Source organism: Streptomyces adelaidensis, from assembly GCF_016598475.1.
GTDB classification, from domain to species: domain Bacteria; phylum Actinomycetota; class Actinomycetes; order Streptomycetales; family Streptomycetaceae; genus Streptomyces; species Streptomyces adelaidensis.
The window spans coordinates 93,302-110,583 of sequence record NZ_JAEMUX010000015.1; the positions used below are offsets into that span (position 1 = coordinate 93,302).

Below are 17,282 nucleotides of genomic sequence, written 5' to 3' on the forward strand. Positions count from 1 at the left end.
GATGGCGCCCCAGGTGATCGTGGTCGGCGCGGGCCCCACCGGGCTGACCACCGCCAACCTGCTCGCCGACTACGGCATCGAGGTCACGCTCCTCGAACGCCGCTCCGGCCCGGCGGGCGAGCCGCGTGCGGTCGCCCTCGCCGACGAGTCCGTCCGCACTCTGCAGGCCCTGAACCTGGTCGAGGAGATCGCCCCCGAGGTCCTGTGGAACTGCGAGACCCGCTGGTTCGGAGCCGACGGCCGCCTGCTGGCCGTCGGCAGCCCCACCCCGGCACGGTACGGCCACCCTCCGAAGAGCTTCTTCGACCAGCCCTCCCTGGAGCGCGTCCTGTTCGAAGGAGCCCGGCGGCGGTCCGCCGTGCACGTGCGCCACGGGGTGACGGTGACCACGGTCGAGCAGCACGACGGCGAGGTGACCGTGGGCGCCGACGACGGAGGCGAACTGCGCGCGGACTACCTCGTCGCCTGCGACGGAGGACGGTCCACCGTCCGTGAACTGCTGGGCATCCCCATGACCGGGTCCAGCCAGAGCGAGCCGTGGATCGTGCTCGACGTCGAGAACGACCCCCACACCGACCCCACGTCCGAGTTCCACTGCGACCCACGCCGGCCGGCCGTCATCGTCCCGGGCGTCCACGGGCGCTGCCGCTACGAGTTCATGCTGTTGCCCGGCGAGGACGGCGACACGATACTCGACGACGCGACCCTGGCCCGGCTGGTGGCCCCCTACCGACCGGGCCGGCTGACGCCCGGCGACATCCGGCGCAAGCGGGTCTACGTCGCCCATCGTCTCGTCGCCGAACGCTGGCGCGCGGGCCGGATCCTCCTCGCCGGCGACGCGGCCCACATGATGCCACCGTTCGCCGGGCAGGGGCTCAACTCGGGGCTACGGGATGCCCGCAACCTCGCCTGGAAGCTGGCCGCCGTGCTGCGCGCCGGGGCGCCGGACGCCCTCCTGGACACCTACGAGACCGAGCGCCGACCTCACAGCACGGCCATGGTCGACGCCTCCGCCCGTATCGGCGCCCACGTCATGACCGCCAGCCCGCTGCGGGCCAGGGTCCGCGACGCCGCCGTACGTGCGACCAGGCTCGTCCCGCCGCTGCACTCATACCTGACCCAGATGCGGTTCCTGCCCGCTCCCCGCTTCACCGAGGGCTGTCTGGCCGGCCGTCCCGGCCGCGCGCCCAAACTCGCCGGCACCCCGCTGCCCCAGCCGCGTGTCATGGTCCCGGACGGCACCATCCGACCTCTGGACCACCTGCTCGGGCCGGGCTGGACCGTCGTACTCCTGACCGATCGGCCCGCCCACGAAGCGACCACGGCCGTACAGAAGTCACGGCTGGCCGCGCTCGCTCCACGCCTCCTGACGGTGCTCCCCGCCCGACAACCGCCCCCGGTGCACGCCGACTTCCCGACTGCGGTGGAGGCAGAGCCGCTCCTGCCGTTCCCGCCACCCGGCAGCGCCCCGCTGCTCCTGCTCGTGCGGCCCGACCGCTACATCGCGGCCGCGTTCGCTCCCTCCCAGGCCGATCTGGTCGCGGAGCTCCTCACCCCGTGGACCGGCGGCACCTGGCCCGCCGACTGGGCCGAACCGAAGGCGGCGGTGTCATGAAGGCGATCACGGTCACGTCCCCTGGCGGCCCCGAGGCCCTGGTCTGGGGTACGGCTCCCGAACCCCGGCCGGGCCCCGGCGACGTGATCGTCCAGGTGGCGGCGACCGCAGTCAACCGTGCCGACCTGCACCAGCGTCGCGGTCGCTACCCCGTCCCGCCGGACACCACGGAGATCCTGGGCCTGGAGTGTTCGGGAACCGTCGTCGAAGTCGGACCGGAGGTCAGGGAAGTGGCGCGGGGCGACCGGGTGTGCGCGCTCCTGGACGGCGGCGGCTACGCCGAGCGCGTGGCCGTACCGGCCGGACAACTGCTCCGGATCCCCGACGGTCTGGACTTCGCACAGGCCGCCGCACTGCCGGAGGCCCTGTGCACCGTCTGGCTGAACCTGATGACCCTCGGTGCTCTGGCCGCGGGGCAGACGGTCCTGATCCACGGCGGAGCCTCCGGCATCGGCGTGTTCGCCATCCAGCTGGTCCGAGCCCTCGGGGCGCGAGCGATCGTTACCGTCGGCTCGCCCCGCAAAGCCGCACGCTGCCGCGACCTCGGAGCCATCGCCGTCGATTACAACCAAGAGGACTTCGTCTCCGCCGTCCACGAGCACACCGGCGGTCGCGGTGCCGACCTCGTCCTCGACTGTGTCGGCGGCCCCTACTTCACCCGTAACCTCGCCGCGCTCGCCGACGGCGGCCGACTGATCGTCATCGGCCTCCTCGGCGGCGTCCACACCGACCTCGACCTGAACACCCTGATGCGCCGCCGCCTCACGGTGACAGCCGGCACCCTGCGCTCCCGGACCCGCGAGGAGAAGGCCGAGATCGTCGCCGAGGTGGGCGAGCATCTGTGGCCGCTCGTCGAGGCGGGCACCCTGCGTCCGGTCGTCGACCGGTACCTTCCCCTCGCCCGGGCCGCCGAGGCCCACCGCGTGGTGGAAGCGAGTGAACACATCGGCAAGGTCGTCCTGTTGGTGGACGACCCCGACCCCCACGCCGGCCCGGCCGGCACCCCGGACCGTCTGAGCGAACCCGAGGAAATGCGGGCACATCCCCAAGCCCCCGCGCTTCCCCGGACCCGCTAGCGGTCCGACAACCCCCAGCGCCGTTCGGCTCGTCCCCCGGCGCCGCCATCTGCATCAAAGGAGCCGCAGATGTCCCTCACCCCGTCCACCACACGCGACCGGCAGGCCCGGCGCGTGGCCTGGTCCAGCTTCCTCGGCAGCACCATCGAGTTCTACGACTTCCTTCTCTACGGTGCCGCCGCCGCCCTCGTCTTCGACAAGCTGTTCTTCTCCGACCTCTCCCCGGCGATGGGAACCGTCGCCTCCTTCGCGACTCTGGCCACCGGCTATGTCACCCGGCCCCTCGGCGGCATCGTGTTCGGCCACTTCGGAGACCGCGTCGGCCGCAAGTCGGTGCTCGTGCTGACCATGACCCTGATGGGGGTAGCGAGTTTCGTCATCGGCCTGCTGCCCACCTACGACCAGATCGGCCTCTGGGCACCGGCCCTGCTCGTCCTCGCCCGCCTGCTCCAGGGCCTGGCCGTCGGCGGCGAGTGGGGCGGCGCGACCCTGATGTCCTTCGAACACTCCCGGCCGGAACGGCGGGGCCTGGCAGCCTCCTTCGCCGGCATGGGGGGACCGACCGGCGCCGTCCTGGCCACCGGCGTCTTCACCGCCTTCTCCACCCTGCCGGACGACCAGTTCCTCACCTGGGGCTGGCGCGTGCCCTTCCTGCTCAGCGTCGTTCTGCTCGCCTGCGGACTGTTCGTACGGCTGAAGGTCACCGAGAGCCCGCTGTTCACCGAGGCACAGAACGAAGCCGCCGCGTCCGCCGACCGCACCGAGATACCCCTGTTCACCATTCTGCGCCGCTACCCCAAGCAGGTCGCGCTGTCCTGCGTCGGCGGATGGGGGGCCATGGTGTGGCAGTCACTGCCCGCAACCTTCATGATCACTTACGCGATCCAGCTCGGTCATGACCGCACCACGGTGCTGCTGGCTCAGGTGATCTCCTCCATCCTCCAGATCGGCATGGTCGGCGCCTACGCCGCGCTGTCCGACCGCCTCGGCCGTCGGCCCGTCATGATCGGCGGAGCCCTGGCGCTCGCCGTCGCGTCGTACCCGGTCCTGTGGCTGCTCGGCGGCGGCACGGCACAGCTCTACCTCGCCTTCCTGCTGATCAACTCCCTGCTCCAGCCAGCGATGTACGGCCCCCTGGCCGCCTTCATCAGCGAGATGTTCGGTACCAGCTCCCGCTACACGGGCGCCTCGCTCGGCTACCAGCTCTCGGCCACGCTCGGCGCGGGCTTCACGCCTCTGATCGCCTCCAGCCTGCTGGCCGCGGCAGGCGGTGGCCAGCAGATCGGCCTGGTGGCCCTGTTCGCCGCGGCGGCGTGCCTGCTCAGCGTGGCCGCCGTCACTCTGAGCAAGGAGAGCCGCTACACCCTTCCGGACCCATCGGAGCAGTCACCGCTGATGCCTTCCCTGAAAACGAGGTGAGACGGTGCCGCACTCCACACCGCCGCGCTCCACCCCCGACCGGCCGGGCGGCCCCCTGGAGCCCCGGCCCCGTTCCTACCGGTTCGTGGACCTGCCCCGCGAGGTGGTCCGTGAGGGCCTCTCGCGTCTGGCCGTCCGCGGCGACGACTCCCTCGTCACCGTGAACTGGTTCGAACCCGGCTTCACCACCCGCGGCCCGCACTCCCACCCCTTCGACCAGCTCAGCTTCGTGTTCGCCGGAACGCTCGAATTCACCGTGGGCGGCGAGCGGTTCATCCAGCCCGCCGGCAGTGTCCTGCGTATCCCTGCCGGGGTGCCGCACTGCGCGCAGCCCGTCGGCGACGAGCAGGTCCTCAACGTCGACGTCTTCGCACCGGTCCGCGAGGACTTCCTCTACCTGACCGACTACCAGAACGCCGAGGACCGGACAGAGACCCGGACAGAGAAGGACGCGCCGTGAAGGAAGAGTTGCAACTCGGCTACCTCGTCATCGGTTCCACCGATCCGGACGCCTGGGACCCGTTCATGCGCGAGACCCTCGGCCTCGTGCCCGGCCCGAACGACGACGGCACCCGTTCCTACCGCATGGACGCCTGGCAGGTCCGCCTCCAGGTCCAGCCCGCCGCATACGACGACGTCGCTGCCGTCGGCATAGTCGCCGGCACTCCCACGGTCTTCGCCGAGACCGTGGACCGCCTCAAGGACGCCGGCGTTGCCCTGGAGCACGGCGACAAGGCTCTGTGCGCCACGCGCCGCGTCGCCGACCTGGTCGCGTTCACCGCTCCCGGCGGGGTCCGCGTCGAACTGGCCCACTCGCCGAGGCAGGCGCGCGAGCCCTTCAACTCCCCGCTCGTGCCCGGTGGTTTTCTCACCGGCACCCAGGGGCTCGGCCACGCCGTGCTCATGGTCGACGACCTGGACGCGGCGCGCGCACTGTGGCTGGACACCCTGGGCTTCGAACTCAGCGACAGCTCCTTCCACGAAACCCCCAGCGGCGAGTCCCGCGCGCTCTTCCTGCACTGCAACCGCCGGCACCACTCCATCGCGCTCGTCCAGCGCCCCATACGCTCCGACCACCCGAAGAAACTGCTGCACTTCATGATCCAGGCCAACCTCATGGACCCGGTCGGCATGGCCTTCGACCGCGCTCTCGACGCGGGCCTGGACATCCCACGCAGTCTCGGACGTCACCCCAACGACCGCATGTTCTCCTTCTACGCCCGCACACCCGCCGGCTTCGACTACGAGTTCGGCTGGGGAGCGGTGGAGGTCGGAGACAACTGGCAGGTCGCCGAATACGACCACATCAGCGCCTGGGGCCACCGAAGCCTGATCTGACGACAACCGACCGGAGCACGGAAATGGACGGCAACGGATGGACAAGCAGGTAACCACGGCCGCCGAGGCCCTGGCGGACGTGACGGACGGGCAGTCGTTCGCCGTGGGCGGCTTCGGCCTCAGCGGTGTCCCGGAAACCCTCATCAACGCCGTCCACGCGGCCGGGGCCGCCAACCTCCACGTCGTATCGAACAACTGCGGCGCGGACGGCCGCGGCCTGGGCGTGCTGCTGGAGGCGGGCCGCATCGCCCGCGTCACCGGCTCGTACGTCGGAGCCAACAAGGAGTTCGCCCGGCAGTACCTGTCCGGCGAGCTGGAGGTGGAACTGATCCCGCAGGGCACGCTCGCCGAACGACTGCGGGCCGGCGGATCCGGCATCCCCGCCTTCTTCACGCCGGCCGGTGTCGGCACCCAGGTCGCCGAAGGCGGGATCCCCTGGCGCTACGCCGCTGGGGGCACCTCCCGGACAGAGTCCGGGGGAGGTACGGTCGCCGTTGCTTCGCCGCCCAAGGAGGTGCGGGTCTTCGACAACCGGGAGTACGTACTGGAGCGTGCCATCACCACCGACTGGGCCCTGGTCCGAGCGGCCCGCGGCGACCGCCACGGCAACCTGGTCTTCCACAGCGCGGCCCGCAACTTCAACCCCCTCGCCGCCATGGCCGGCCGCATCACGGTGGCCGAGGTGGAACAACTCGTCGAGCCCGGCGACATCGATCCCGACGAGGTCCATCTGCCCGGCGTCTTCGTCCAGCGCGTCGTGGCGCTCACGCCGGAACAGGTCGCCGCCAAACACGACAACATCGAACGGCGCTCCGTTTCCGCGCCCACCACCCGAGAGGCAGTGCGCCCCTGATGGCCTGGACCCGGCATGAGATGGCGGCCCGAGCGGCGGCCGAACTCCGCGAGGGCGACTACGTCAACCTCGGCATCGGACTGCCCACACTGATCCCGCAGTTCGTCCCGGACGACCTGCACGTCGTCCTCCAGTCAGAGAACGGCATTCTCGGCGTGGGCCCGTACCCCACCGACGACGAGGTCGACCCCGACCTCATCAACGCCGGCAAGGAGACCGTCACCGTGATTCCGGGAGCCTCGTTCTTCGACTCGGCCCTCTCCTTCGGCATGATCCGCGGCGGCCACATCGACACCGCGATCCTCGGTGCCATGCAGGTCTCCGCCGTCGGCGACCTGGCCAACTGGATGGTCCCCGGAGCCATGGTCAAGGGTATGGGCGGTGCCATGGACCTCGTACACGGCGCCCGCCGGGTGGTCGTGGTCATGGATCACATGGCCAAGGACGGCAGCCCGAAGATCGTCGAGGAGTGCACCCTGCCCATCACCGGCAGGGCATGCGTCGACCGCGTCATCACGGACCTGGCCGTCCTGGACGTCGGCCCCGACGGGCTCGCCCTGGTCGAGACAGCTCCGGGAGTCACCTTGGCGGACGTCATCGCCCACACGCCGGTCCCGCTGCGCACCCCGCAGGGTCACCCAGCCGTACTCACTGCCTGACCCTCCATCACCAGGTTGGGCAAGCCCCTTGACGCCGAATGTGACCGATCGCCATCGGCCGCGGCCGATAGCGATCGATCGGGGCGCGGCACCAGTACACGCGCGGCGAGGGCACCGTCGTCCTGTACCAGCTGGAGAACGAGTACTCGGCACTCGCCGGCACCACCACAGCCCGCGAGAACTGCCGCACCCGTACACGAGGGTCCGCGCCGACGCCATCGACGTGCCGCTGTCGGGGCGAGTCGGGTCGCTGGCTGTACGCCTTAGTACTCCAGCAGTACTTCGTGGCTTGACCTGGGGAAACGTAAAGCGGTGGGGGTGTAGCGGGCAGAATGCTGTCACGGGCGGCTTCTGCCCGCCCGCCCCTCGAAAGAGTGCCCCCGACGGCGGTAGTGGCAACGGCCTGGCGTCGTCGCTGCCAGCGCGACCAGTTCAACGCGTGGGTGAGGGTGTGAAGGTCTCGGGGAGCGCAAGCTGCCAGGAGTCGCCGCACTTCCGCCACGGTGAGCTCGATGACCTCAGCCTCCTCACCAGTGCAGCCCCCTTTTCGCCCTCCTGCGCGGTCATCGCCGCGAGGAAGGCGTGGGCGAGCATCGCGAGAGTGATGTGCCGGTACCAGCCGACGTAGCGGCGGACCTCGTACTGGCCCAGGCGGCACTCGTTCTTTGCCGTCTGGAGGTACTCCTCGATCGCCCACCGGAACCCGGCCACCCGCACCAGCTCGTCCACGCCGGCATCCAGCGGCGCATAGGCGAGGTAGTAGGAGATCTCGTCCGGCCGGTTCACGCTGCGCCGTGCCAGCGCCCACCGTCGACGGATCAGCACGCCGTCCTGGTGGTCGTACTCGGTAACAGGTCGCAACTGCACGGCTGCCCAGTCGTACTCGCGCTGTCCCTTCGCTCCCGCGCCACAGGAACGGCGTTCCCATGCCTGGTCGGGGGCCTGCGCGAGCACCATGTCGATGCGCGGTCCGGCCAGCGAGAACTGGGACTTCGAAACGGCGAGGACGTAGCCGACGCCGGATGTTTCCAGCATCCGGCGGAAGCGGTTGTCCTGTCCGTAGGCGGCGTCCGCAGTCAGCCAGGCGATGGGCAGCGACGAGGACAGCGCTCTGCGGGCGATCGTCGCCGCGAGGGTGTTCTTGGTGGCGAACTCCCGCTCGTCGGGAACCTTCGCCGCGCGGCAGCGGTCACGGTCGTCGGTCCAGGACTTGGGCAGATACAGTTCCCGGTCCACCAGGTCGCGGCCGGCCGTGCTGGCGTAGGCGGCGAAGATGCCGATCTGGCAGTTCTCGGTGCGGCCGGCGGTGCCGGAATACTGCCGCTGGACGCCGGCGGAGGTGGTGCCCTTCTTCAAAAATCCGGTGTCGTCGATGATCAGCACCCCGTTGGGGCGGCCGAGTTGTCCGGCGATGTAGGTCTGCAGGTCGTCGCGGATGTCGTCGGGGTCCCAGCGGGCGCGGGAGAGCAGGTGCTGCAGGCCGTCGGGCGTTAAGTGGCCGGCGTGCTCGGCCAGTTGCCAGCTGTTCTTGCGGCCCACCGGCGCGAGCAGTCCGCGTACGTAGTCCCGCATGCGGCGGCGGGGTTCGACACGGCCGAAGCGGTGGCCGATGGTGGTGAAGAGGTCATCCAGGTCGCGGTCCCAGGTCTCTGCCTGTGCGGTCATCATGATCGGGGGCTTCCCCGCACAGATGTGCCTTCGCCGTCGGGGGCACTCTTTCGAGGGGCGGGCGGGCAGAAGCCGCCCGTGACAGCATTCTGCCCGCTACACTCCCACCGCTTTACGTTTCCCCAGGTCAAGCCACGAAGTGCTGCTGGAGTACTAGGTCGGGAGGTCTCCGGGATGGCGGACGACCGTGTCCGGGCCCGGGGCCATCAGCGCCTCGTGTCCGTCGTCGGTGAACCTGACCCGGTAGGGCGGATTGCCGTTCTGGCCGAGCACCTCCAGGACCTCCGCGGTCCGGTCGTGGTGCCCGACGGTCCTGCCGTGCACCAGCAGGGTGTCGCCTACGGTTGCCTGCATCGGGGGCCTCCTCGTCTAGCACGGGAGTGGCGGTCCGTGACCGCGGTCTGTCGCGGGCGGCGCCGGTGGGAACCGGTGTGCGTACGGTCTCTCAGGCGGAGCCGCGCTGGGTGACCGCGATGCAGACCAGTACGGCGGCGGCCGTCAGGGGCGCGGCCGGGGTGAGCTGCTCGCCGAGGAGCAGCACCGACCACACCAGTGTGAGCAGCGGCTGCGCGAGCTGCAACTGGCTGGCCTTCGGTATCCCGATCGCCGCCATGCCCCGGTACCAGACGACCAGCCCCAGGAACTGCGACCCGGCCGCCACCCACAGCAGCCCGGCCACACTGTGCGCGGTCAGCCGCACGGGCTCGTGCGACAGGGCCAGCAGTGCGCCCGGCAGGCTCAGAGGCAGGCACAGCACCAGGGCCCAGCCGATGACCTGCCAGCCGGGCATCACCCGGGCCAGCCGGCCGCCCTCGGTGTAGCCGGCCGCGCACACCAGCAGGGCGCCGAAGAGGTACAGGTCCGCCGTCGTGAGGGCGCCGCCGCTCTGGGCCACGGTGAACACGAGGACCGCGGCGGCTCCGGCGAGGGCGGCGGCCCAGAAGGTGCGCGAGGGGCGGGTACCCATGCGCAGCGCCGAGCACAGGGCGGTCGTCAGCGGCAGCAGACCCACCACGACGGCCGCGTGCGCGGTGGTCGAGGTCTTCAGGGCGAGAGTGGTCAGCAGAGGGAAGCCGACGACGACTCCGGCGGCCACCACGGCGAGGCCCGCCCAGTGCCGGCGGCCGGGCAGCGGCACCCGGAGGGCCAGCAGACAACCGCCCGCGATGACGGCGGCGAGCACGCTGCGCACGGCCACGAGCGACCAGGCGCCGAAGCCCTCCAACCCCCAGGCGGTCGCCGGGAAGGTGAGGGAGAAGGCGGTGACGCCCAGGGCGGCCTGGAGGGTGCCGCCGGCTCGGGGGCGACGGCGGGGGGCGGCCGCGGCCGGACGGGGTTCGGTGACAGCCGTACTGGCTTCGGTGACAGGACCGGTCTCGACGGCCTGACCGACTTCGGTGACCGCTACCGGACCAGTCTCAGTAGCGCTACTCTGTGCTCTCATGCACGAGCGTAGCAGTGTCGCGGAACTGGTAGAACAGCTGCGGAAGGAGCTGGACCGCTACTCGATCGGTGGAAAGCTGCCGTCGAGCCGAGCACTCGTCGGACGCTTCCGGGTGAGCCCTGTGACCGTCTCGCGGGCCCTCGCGCAACTGGCCGCCGAGGGGCTCGTGGTGACCCGGCCGGGCGCGGGGGCGTACCGGGCGAGCCCGCGCGAGAGCGGGGCGGCGGTTGCGGGTGACACCTCCTGGCAGGAGGTCGCGCTGAGCGCGGACGGCACCGCCGAGCTGGTGCCCCGCACGGTGGACGCCTCGGGCGTACTGGTCTCGCTCGCGTCGCCGCCGCCCGGCGTGATCGAGTTCAACAGCGGCTATCTGCACCAGGCGCTGCAACCGGAGCAGGCGATGGGCGCGGCCCTGTCCCGGGCCGGGCGGCGCCCCGGCGTGTGGGCCCGGCCGCCGGTCGAGGGCGTCCCGGAGCTGCGCGAGTGGTTCGCGCGGAGCATCGGCGGAGGGATCACCGCGGCCGAGGTGATCGTCGCGGCGGGCGGCCAGTCGGCCCTGACCACCGCCCTGCGTGCCCTCGCCCCGCCGGGGGCACCGGTGCTGGTGGAATCGCCCACCTATCCGGGGATGCTGGCCATCGCGCGGGCGGCCGGGCTGCGGCCCGTTCCGGTGCCGGTGGACCCGGACGGGGTCAGGCCCGCCCTGCTCGCCGACGCGTTCAAGGCGTCCGGCGCCCGCGTCTTCGTCTGCCAGCCGCTCTTCCAGAACCCCACCGGCGCCGTCCTGTCGGCCGACCGCCGGGGCGAGGTGCTGCGGATCGCGCGCGAGGCGGGGGCCTTCGTGATCGAGGACGACTTCGTACGCCGTCTCGTGCACGAGGACGCCGGACCGCTGCCGCGACCGCTGGCGGCCGACGACCCGGACGGCGTGGTCGTCCATGTCTCCTCGCTGACCAAGGCGACCTCGCCCAGCTTCCGCGTGGGCGCCCTGGCCGCCCGGGGCCCGGTCCTGGAGCGGCTGCGCGCCATCCAGGTCGTCGACACCTTCTTCGTGCCACGCCCCCTCCAGGAGGCCGCCCTCGAACTCGTCGGCTCACCCGCCTGGCCCCGCCATCTCCGGGCGGTTTCAAGGGAGTTGAAGAACCGCCGGGACGCCATGACGTCCGCGCTGCGTCTGCGTCTGCCCCAACTCGCCCTGCCCCACATTCCCTCCGGCGGCTACCACCTCTGGCTCCGCCTCCCCGACGGCACCGACGAACCGACCCTGGTCACCGCCGCCCTGCGCGCCGGCGTCGCCGTCACCCCCGGCCGCCCCTACTTCAGCGCCGAACCCCCGGCCGGTCACCTGCGGTTGAGCTTCGTGGGCGTCTCGGGGGCGGGGGAGATCGCGGAGGGCGTACGACGGCTGGAGACGGCCGTAAACGGTTCGACAGCGGTCTACGGGCCTGGGAACGTCCAGCCATGAACGACGAGTTGAGCCTCCCCGAGGGCTATGAGATCTCCGCCGACTTCGAACGCGTCGACGTGGGGCGAGTCCACCACTGGCTGTCCACCGACGCGTACTGGGCCATCGGCCGCCCCCGCGAGAAGCAGGAGAGCGCGATGCGCGGCTCGCTCAACTTCGGGGTGTATGAGGTGGGTTCGGGGGAGCAGGTCGCGTACGCGCGGGTGGTGACCGACCGGGCGACGTTCGCGTGGCTCTGCGATGTGTACGTCGACCCGGCGGCGCGCGGTAAGGGCCTCGGCACCGCGCTGGTCGCAGGCGTGCGCGAGCACCTGCGGCCGTACGGGCTGCGCCGCATCCTGCTCGCCACCCACGACGCGCACGGTGTCTACGCCAAGCTCGGGTTCGCGCCGCTCGCCAAGCCGGACACGTGGATGGCGCTCGTCCTTCAGTGAGCGGCCGGGCGCGGCGACGCGCGGCCCGGGGGAGGAGCCAGGAGCGCGGGAGAACCGCGGGTAACTCCTGAGTAACGCCTCTTGACCTGCGTAGTCTCTCGTTCCACCATCGCCGCATGCATCTTCGGGTCACGTTCGTCGCCGCCGCGCGCTGCTCCTCGCTGCTCGCGGAGCGTTTCGAGGACGACCGGCCGCTGGACCAGGCCGGCTGGGACGAAGTACAGCGCGCCGCCCCCGAGCTGGTGCCGCTGGTGGCGGCCGAGCTGCGCTACTGCTCGCCGACCCCCCGCAGCCGGGCCACCGGTGACGCCCTCGGCTACGCGCCGCTGGCCCAGCCCGCGCTGCGGGACTGCGACATGGGCCGCTGGCGCGGGTTCACGCTCGGCGAGGCCATGGCCAGGGAGCCCTCGACCGTGGACGCCTGGCTCGCCGACCCGCACTCCGCCGCGCACGGCGGCGAGTCGCTGATCGCCTTCATCTCCCGCATAGGCGGCTGGCTCGACACCCGCCCGGCGGAGGAGAACGGCCGTATCGTCGCCGTGGCCGAGCCCTCCGTGCTGCGCGCCGCCCTGGTCTACGCGCTCAAGGCCCCGCCGTCGTCGTACTGGAACATGGACGTCCGCCCCCTGTCGACGGTCACGGTCGCGGGGCGTCCGGGACGCTGGAACCTGCGGTTGGACGCCGCGCGGTAGAGCGGGGCGGGGCCTGCTCCGGGCGCTCGCGGGTGTAGTCGGTGACCAGGAGCTGGTCCTTCGCGGGGCCGCCGACCCGCCACGTGGTGCGCCAGCGGTCGTCGTCGTACACCTCGAACTCGCCGCGGTAGAGGTCGGCGGCGCAGGGGTGGTCCGTCCGCCAGCGGCCGGTGGCCAGGTCCAGGTCGTGGAAGGGGCGGCCGTCGGCGAACCGGACGTCCACCATGCCGTGAGCGGGGCCCGGCAGGAAGCGAAGGGTGCGTTCGGCGGGGCGAGGGACGCCCTGCCAGACAAAACTTCCGATCTCCCGGTGGAGGAGACCGCCGCCGTCCAGCGGGCTGAAAACGGTCGTCCCGGAGAACTCCCCTTCCGAGCCGCTCGCGAGATCCCGTACCGACCGCAGGACCCGCCAACTCCCGGACAGGTAGGCCAACGCGTCGGGCACCGACTGGAAAACGCCCACCCGTCCCTCACTTCCGACACTTTCGGTACCGCGTGACCCGTTGACGCTGTCCGGCCTTCCTCCCTATCTTGCCGTTCGATGTGCTGATCATTGTCTGACATTTCGAACAACCCCATGACCACTCCATGACCCCCACCCCGAGCCGCGGAGTATCCATGTCACGCAGCACCCGCACCCGTTGGAGACTCGGCCTCACCGCCACCGCCTTCCTGGTGGCGACCGCCTCGGTCCCGGCGCCCGCGCACGCCGAGGACGTCACCGACTACGCGATCACCGTCGACCCGGCCGCCAAGGGCGCGAAGATCGACGACACGATGTACGGCGTCTTCTTCGAGGACATCAACCGGGCCGCGGACGGCGGCCTCTACGCCGAACTCGTGCAGAACCGGTCCTTCGAGTACTCGACCGCCGACAACCGGGCCTACACCCCCCTCACCTCCTGGACCGTCGACGGCACCGCGCAGGTCGTGAACGACGCCGGCCGCCTCAACGAGCGCAACCGCAACTACCTGTCCTTGAGCGCCGGTTCGGCCGTCACGAACGCCGGCTACAACACCGGTGTCCGGGTCGAGGCGGGCAAGAAGTACGACTTCTCGGTGTGGGCGCGCGCCGACAGCCCCACGACTCTGGCCGTCGCCCTCCAGGACGCCGACGGCACGCTGGCCACCGCCCGCCAGGTGGCCGTCAAGGGCGGCTGGGCCAAGTACAAGGCCCGGTTCACCGCGACCCGTACGAGCAGCGACGGCCGGCTCGGGGTCGCGTCCTCCGGTGCCGCCGCCCTCGACGAGGTGTCTCTCTTCCCGCGCGACACCTACAAGGGCCGCGAGAACGGTCTGCGTGAGGACCTCGCCGAGAAGATCGCCGCCCTGAAGCCGGGCTTCGTCCGCTTCCCCGGCGGCTGCCTCGTCAACACGGGCTCCATGAAGGACTACAGCGAGGCCTCCAACTGGGAGCGCAAGCGCTCGTACCAGTGGAAGGACACCATCGGCCCGGTCGAGCAGCGTGCCACGAACTCCAACTTCTGGGGCTACAACCAGAGTTACGGCCTCGGCTACTACGAGTACTTCCAGTTCTCCGAGGACATCGGCGCGATGCCGCTGCCCGTGGTGCCCGCCCTCGTCACCGGCTGCGGCCAGAACAAGGCCACCGACGACGAGGCCCTGCTCCAGCGCCACATCCAGGACACGCTCGACCTCATCGAGTTCGCCAACGGTCCCGTGACCAGCGAGTGGGGCAAGAAGCGGGCGCGGATGGGCCACCCCAAGCCCTTCCACCTCACCCACCTCGCGGTCGGCAACGAGGAGAACCTGCCGAACGAGTTCTTCGCCCGCTTCCAGAAGTTCCGGGCCGCCATCGAGGCGGAGTACCCCGACATCACGGTGATCTCGAACTCCGGCCCCGACGACACGGGCGCCACCTTCGACACCGCCTGGAAGCTGAACCGCGAGGCGAACGTCGACATGGTCGACGAGCACTACTACAACAGCCCCCAGTGGTTCCTCCAGAACAACGACCGCTACGACTCCTACGACCGCAGTGGCCCGAAGGTCTTCCTCGGCGAGTACGCCTCCCTGGGCAACGCCTTCAAGAACGCCCTCTCCGAGGCCGCCTTCATGACCGGCCTGGAGCGCAACGCCGACATCGTGAAGCTGGCCTCCTACGCACCGCTCCTCGCCAACGAGGACTACGTGCAGTGGACCCCCGACATGATCTGGTTCAACAACCACGCGTCGTGGAACTCCGCCAACTACGAGACGCAGAAGCTCTTCATGAACAACGTCGGCGACCGCGTGGTGCCGTCGACGGCCACCGGTACGCCGACGCTCACCGGCCCGATCTCGGGAGCCGTGGGCCTCTCCACCTGGGCCACGACAGCCGCGTACGACGATGTGCGGGTGACGGCGGAGGACGGCACTAGCCTGCTCAGCGACGACTTCAGCGGTGACGCCTCGAAGTGGACCCACACCGGCAAGGGCAGCTGGAGCATCCAGGACGGGCAGTACACACAGACCGACGTGGCCGCCGAGGACACCATGGTCTCGGCCGGCGACACCGCCTGGCACGACTACGACCTCAAGGTGAAGGCCACCAAGAAAGCAGGCAAGGAGGGCTTCCTCGTCGCCTTCGGCGTCAAGGACACCGGCAACTACTACTGGTGGAACCTCGGCGGCTGGAACAACACCAGCAGCGCGGTCGAGCAGGCCGTGGACGGCGGCAAGTCCACGCTGGTATCCAAGCCGGGCACCATCGAGACGGGCCGCACCTACGACGTCGAGGTCAAGGTGCGCGGCCGGCAGGTGACCCTGCTCCTCGACGGACAGGAGTGGGGCAGCTTCACCGACGACAAGCCGGCCGAGCCGTTCCGCCCGGTCGTGACGCGCGACGCGAAGACCGGGGACCTGATCGTCAAGGTCGTCAACGCCCAGCCGGCGGCCGCCAGGACCACCATCGACCTCGGTGGTGCGAAGGTCCGCTCCAAGGCCCGCGTGACCACGCTCACGGCCGCGCCGGACGCGGTGAACACGGAGACGGCCACGCCGGTCGCACCGGTGACGTCGACGTTCAGCGGGGTGGCGGACGAGTTCGACTACACGTTCCCGGCGAACTCGGTGACGTTCCTGCGGATCAAGAAGAGGTGACCCCGAGGTGGTGAGGGGCGGTCCGGGTCCTGTGCGGGCCCGGGCCGTCCATCACGAGCGGCGGCGGGGCTTTCCGGCCTTGCCGCCGTTGCCGCTCTTTCCGCCGCCTCCGCTCTTGCCACCACTGCCGCTTCTGGCGCCGCCCTTGGCGTTCCGACCGCCGCCGGAGCCGCTTCGGGGGGTCCGGCCGGTCGGCCGCCCGGCCTTGGGCGGCTGCTTCGGCTGTTGCTTCTGCTGCGGCTTCTCTTCCGGGTCCTTGGCGCGTCCCCGGGTGCTGTTGACCGTCCGGCCCCGGACGATCCCGATGAAGTCCTCGACCAGGTCGGTGGTCGCGTCCTCCGGCCAGGACAGGGCGACGCGCGACTCGGGCGCGTCCGTGACCGTCCGGTACGTGAGGTCCTTGCGGTGGTGCAGCCGGGCGAGCGACTGGGGGACGACGAGCAGCCCGATCCCGGCCGCCACCAGGTCGATCGCGTCCGCCGTGGTGGCGGGACGCTCGAACGCGGGCTCTCCCGGCGGGCGCTCCCAGCCGAGGGTGTCGTCGAGGGGGTGCAGCATGGTCTCGTCGGCCAGATCCTCGACGGACACCTCGTCGACGGCCGCGACGACATGGTCCTTCGGGACCACGACCACCGTGGTCTCGGCGTAGAGGGGGATCGCGCTGAGGTCGTTCTCGTCCACCGGCAGCCGTACGAAACCGGCGTCGGCGCCGCCGTCCCGCAGCACACCGAACGCCTCGGCGGCGGTCACCTGGACGAGGGCCAGGGGGATGTCGGGCAGCCGTTCGTTCCAGATCCGCACCCACTTCGTGGGCGTCACTCCCGGGACGTACGCGAGCCGGAACGAAGGGGATGTTTCCGAACCTGTCACATGACCAGGCTATCGGGCTCGGACGTCGTCACGTGCCCGGGCCATTGTCCAGGCCATGGACGGCTGTCCAGGCCATGGACGGCGTCGCGCTCCTCGAGACGGCTGTGGTCGGCGGTCGCGCACACGGTCGATACCCTTGTGCCATGACGTCGCACCAGACCACCCAGACCATGAAGCCCGCCACCGCGGCGAAGAAGTTGGGTGTGTACCTCCAGGCCACCCCCGCCGAGTTCCAGGAGGGCGTGGTCTCGCGCGCCGAGCTGACGGCGCTCCAGACGAACCCGCCGGCCTGGCTGGAGGAACTGCGCCGCAACGGCCCGCACCCCCGTCCGGTGGTCGCGGAGCGGCTGGGCATCTCCATCGCGGGACTCGCCCGCGGCGGAGTCACCGAGGCCCTCACCACCGAGCAGATCGAAGCCCTCCGGGAGGAGAGCCCCGGGTGGCTGCGGCGCGAGCGCGCCACCCAGGCCGAGGTCCGCAAGGAAGGCGCCCGCATCAAGAAGCGGGACGCGGAGCGGGCGGCGGAGCCGGACCAGCCGGGTCCGTCACGTCAGTCGGGCTCGTCGAATCAGGCGCGTCAGCCGGGCGGCCGGCGTTCCTGAAGCCGCTTGTGAAGCCGCTCGCGGCGACGCCCACCCCGGCGCCGG

General features: G+C 70.9%; 17 protein-coding genes. 12 read left to right on the forward strand and 5 right to left on the reverse strand.

Features of this window, described 5'->3' with window-relative positions:
* The first annotated feature begins 1 nt into the window (after nt 1).
* The 7 genes from I8N67_RS11740 to I8N67_RS11770 all read left to right on the forward strand — a co-directional run bounded on the left by I8N67_RS11740 (nt 2) and on the right by I8N67_RS11770 (nt 6,960).
* Nucleotides 2-1,615, forward strand: a complete 1,614-nt coding sequence (locus I8N67_RS11740; RefSeq protein ID WP_200302829.1) for a bifunctional 3-(3-hydroxy-phenyl)propionate/3-hydroxycinnamic acid hydroxylase — start codon at nt 2-4, stop codon at nt 1,613-1,615.
* Nucleotides 1,612-2,691: an NAD(P)H-quinone oxidoreductase gene (locus I8N67_RS11745; protein ID WP_200302830.1), complete on the forward strand. Its 1,080-nt coding sequence runs from the start codon at nt 1,612-1,614 to the stop codon at nt 2,689-2,691. The genes I8N67_RS11740 and I8N67_RS11745 overlap by 4 nt, the downstream gene beginning before the upstream one ends.
* Nucleotides 2,692-2,760: 69 nt before the next feature.
* Entirely contained in the window at nt 2,761-4,110 is a 1,350-nt protein-coding gene (locus I8N67_RS11750) for an MFS transporter (protein ID WP_200302831.1), read from the forward strand.
* A 4-nt stretch (nt 4,111-4,114) separates the two neighbouring features.
* Nucleotides 4,115-4,570 (forward strand): cupin domain-containing protein, encoded by a 456-nt coding sequence (locus tag I8N67_RS11755; protein WP_200302832.1) that lies wholly within the window; start codon nt 4,115-4,117, stop codon nt 4,568-4,570.
* Nucleotides 4,567-5,448, forward strand: coding sequence for a VOC family protein (locus I8N67_RS43820; RefSeq protein ID WP_200302834.1), 882 nt, complete (start codon nt 4,567-4,569; stop codon nt 5,446-5,448). The genes I8N67_RS11755 and I8N67_RS43820 overlap by 4 nt, the downstream gene beginning before the upstream one ends.
* 37 nt (nt 5,449-5,485) lie before the next feature.
* Nucleotides 5,486-6,301: a CoA transferase subunit A gene (locus I8N67_RS11765; RefSeq protein WP_200302836.1), complete on the forward strand. Its 816-nt coding sequence runs from the start codon at nt 5,486-5,488 to the stop codon at nt 6,299-6,301.
* Nucleotides 6,301-6,960 carry a 3-oxoacid CoA-transferase subunit B gene (locus I8N67_RS11770; RefSeq protein ID WP_200302838.1) on the forward strand — a complete coding sequence of 220 codons (660 nt, stop codon included), beginning with the start codon at nt 6,301-6,303 and terminating at the stop codon, nt 6,958-6,960. The genes I8N67_RS11765 and I8N67_RS11770 overlap by 1 nt, the downstream gene beginning before the upstream one ends.
* 432 nt (nt 6,961-7,392) lie before the next feature.
* Here I8N67_RS11770 and I8N67_RS11775 read toward each other — a convergent pair whose 3' ends face one another.
* From I8N67_RS11775 to I8N67_RS11785, 3 genes are all read right to left on the reverse strand, one after another.
* Nucleotides 7,393-8,625, reverse strand: coding sequence for an IS701 family transposase (locus I8N67_RS11775; RefSeq protein ID WP_234045535.1), 1,233 nt, complete (start codon nt 8,623-8,625; stop codon nt 7,393-7,395).
* Between the two features lie 156 nt (nt 8,626-8,781).
* A complete protein-coding gene (locus tag I8N67_RS11780) occupies nt 8,782-8,982 on the reverse strand; it encodes a DUF1918 domain-containing protein (protein WP_200302839.1) in 201 nt (66 codons plus the stop codon).
* 91 nt (nt 8,983-9,073) lie between these two features.
* Nucleotides 9,074-10,072 carry a DMT family transporter gene (locus tag I8N67_RS11785; RefSeq protein ID WP_200302840.1) on the reverse strand — a complete coding sequence of 333 codons (999 nt, stop codon included), beginning with the start codon at nt 10,070-10,072 and terminating at the stop codon, nt 9,074-9,076.
* On the opposite strand from I8N67_RS11785, the gene I8N67_RS11790 reads away from it, so the two are divergent.
* The 3 genes from I8N67_RS11790 to I8N67_RS11800 all read left to right on the forward strand — a co-directional run bounded on the left by I8N67_RS11790 (nt 10,071) and on the right by I8N67_RS11800 (nt 12,663).
* Entirely contained in the window at nt 10,071-11,537 is a 1,467-nt protein-coding gene (locus I8N67_RS11790; RefSeq protein WP_200302841.1) for an aminotransferase-like domain-containing protein, read from the forward strand. The two genes, I8N67_RS11785 and I8N67_RS11790, sit on opposite strands and share 2 nt — an antisense overlap.
* A complete protein-coding gene (locus tag I8N67_RS11795; protein WP_200302842.1) occupies nt 11,534-11,971 on the forward strand; it encodes a GNAT family N-acetyltransferase in 438 nt (145 codons plus the stop codon). Before I8N67_RS11790 ends, I8N67_RS11795 begins: the two co-directional genes overlap by 4 nt.
* Before the next feature lie 116 nt (nt 11,972-12,087).
* The gene (locus I8N67_RS11800; protein WP_200302843.1) at nt 12,088-12,663 is read left to right on the forward strand and encodes a histidine phosphatase family protein; all 576 of its coding nucleotides are present in this window, start codon (nt 12,088-12,090) and stop codon (nt 12,661-12,663) included.
* On the opposite strand, the gene I8N67_RS11805 is transcribed toward I8N67_RS11800, so the two are convergent.
* Nucleotides 12,608-13,126, reverse strand: a complete 519-nt coding sequence (locus tag I8N67_RS11805; RefSeq protein ID WP_307835215.1) for a DUF6314 family protein — start codon at nt 13,124-13,126, stop codon at nt 12,608-12,610. The genes I8N67_RS11800 and I8N67_RS11805 overlap by 56 nt on opposite strands.
* Nucleotides 13,127-13,281: 155 nt before the next feature.
* On the opposite strand from I8N67_RS11805, the gene I8N67_RS11810 reads away from it, so the two are divergent.
* Nucleotides 13,282-15,765: an alpha-L-arabinofuranosidase family protein gene (locus I8N67_RS11810; protein ID WP_200302844.1), complete on the forward strand. Its 2,484-nt coding sequence runs from the start codon at nt 13,282-13,284 to the stop codon at nt 15,763-15,765.
* A gap of 51 nt (nt 15,766-15,816) precedes the next feature.
* Here the strand turns inward: I8N67_RS11810 and I8N67_RS11815 are convergent, their stop codons facing one another.
* Nucleotides 15,817-16,635 (reverse strand): LysR substrate-binding domain-containing protein, encoded by an 819-nt coding sequence (locus tag I8N67_RS11815; RefSeq protein ID WP_200302845.1) that lies wholly within the window; start codon nt 16,633-16,635, stop codon nt 15,817-15,819.
* 143 nt (nt 16,636-16,778) lie between these two features.
* Between I8N67_RS11815 and I8N67_RS11820 the strand changes: the two genes are divergently transcribed.
* A complete protein-coding gene (locus I8N67_RS11820) occupies nt 16,779-17,237 on the forward strand; it encodes a DUF5997 family protein (RefSeq protein WP_234045513.1) in 459 nt (152 codons plus the stop codon).
* The last annotated feature ends 45 nt before the right edge of the window (nt 17,238-17,282 follow it).

Bases quoted from the DNA above. Each gene is read 5' to 3' on its own strand.
- I8N67_RS11795 (WP_200302842.1), top strand. From the start codon at position 11,534: ATGAACGACGAGTTGAGCCTCCCCGAGGGCTATGAGATCTCCGCCGAC.
- I8N67_RS11780 (WP_200302839.1), bottom strand. From the start codon at position 8,982: ATGCAGGCAACCGTAGGCGACACCCTGCTGGTGCACGGCAGGACCGTC.
- I8N67_RS11775 (WP_234045535.1), bottom strand. From the start codon at position 8,625: ATGACCGCACAGGCAGAGACCTGGGACCGCGACCTGGATGACCTCTTC.
- I8N67_RS11785 (WP_200302840.1), bottom strand. From the start codon at position 10,072: ATGAGAGCACAGAGTAGCGCTACTGAGACTGGTCCGGTAGCGGTCACC.
- I8N67_RS11750 (WP_200302831.1), top strand. From the start codon at position 2,761: ATGTCCCTCACCCCGTCCACCACACGCGACCGGCAGGCCCGGCGCGTG.
- I8N67_RS11745 (WP_200302830.1), top strand. From the start codon at position 1,612: ATGAAGGCGATCACGGTCACGTCCCCTGGCGGCCCCGAGGCCCTGGTC.
- I8N67_RS11770 (WP_200302838.1), top strand. From the start codon at position 6,301: ATGGCCTGGACCCGGCATGAGATGGCGGCCCGAGCGGCGGCCGAACTC.
- I8N67_RS11765 (WP_200302836.1), top strand. From the start codon at position 5,486: ATGGACAAGCAGGTAACCACGGCCGCCGAGGCCCTGGCGGACGTGACG.
- I8N67_RS11800 (WP_200302843.1), top strand. From the start codon at position 12,088: ATGCATCTTCGGGTCACGTTCGTCGCCGCCGCGCGCTGCTCCTCGCTG.
- I8N67_RS11810 (WP_200302844.1), top strand. From the start codon at position 13,282: ATGTCACGCAGCACCCGCACCCGTTGGAGACTCGGCCTCACCGCCACC.
- I8N67_RS11740 (WP_200302829.1), top strand. From the start codon at position 2: ATGGCGCCCCAGGTGATCGTGGTCGGCGCGGGCCCCACCGGGCTGACC.
- I8N67_RS11820 (WP_234045513.1), top strand. From the start codon at position 16,779: ATGACGTCGCACCAGACCACCCAGACCATGAAGCCCGCCACCGCGGCG.
- I8N67_RS11790 (WP_200302841.1), top strand. From the start codon at position 10,071: ATGCACGAGCGTAGCAGTGTCGCGGAACTGGTAGAACAGCTGCGGAAG.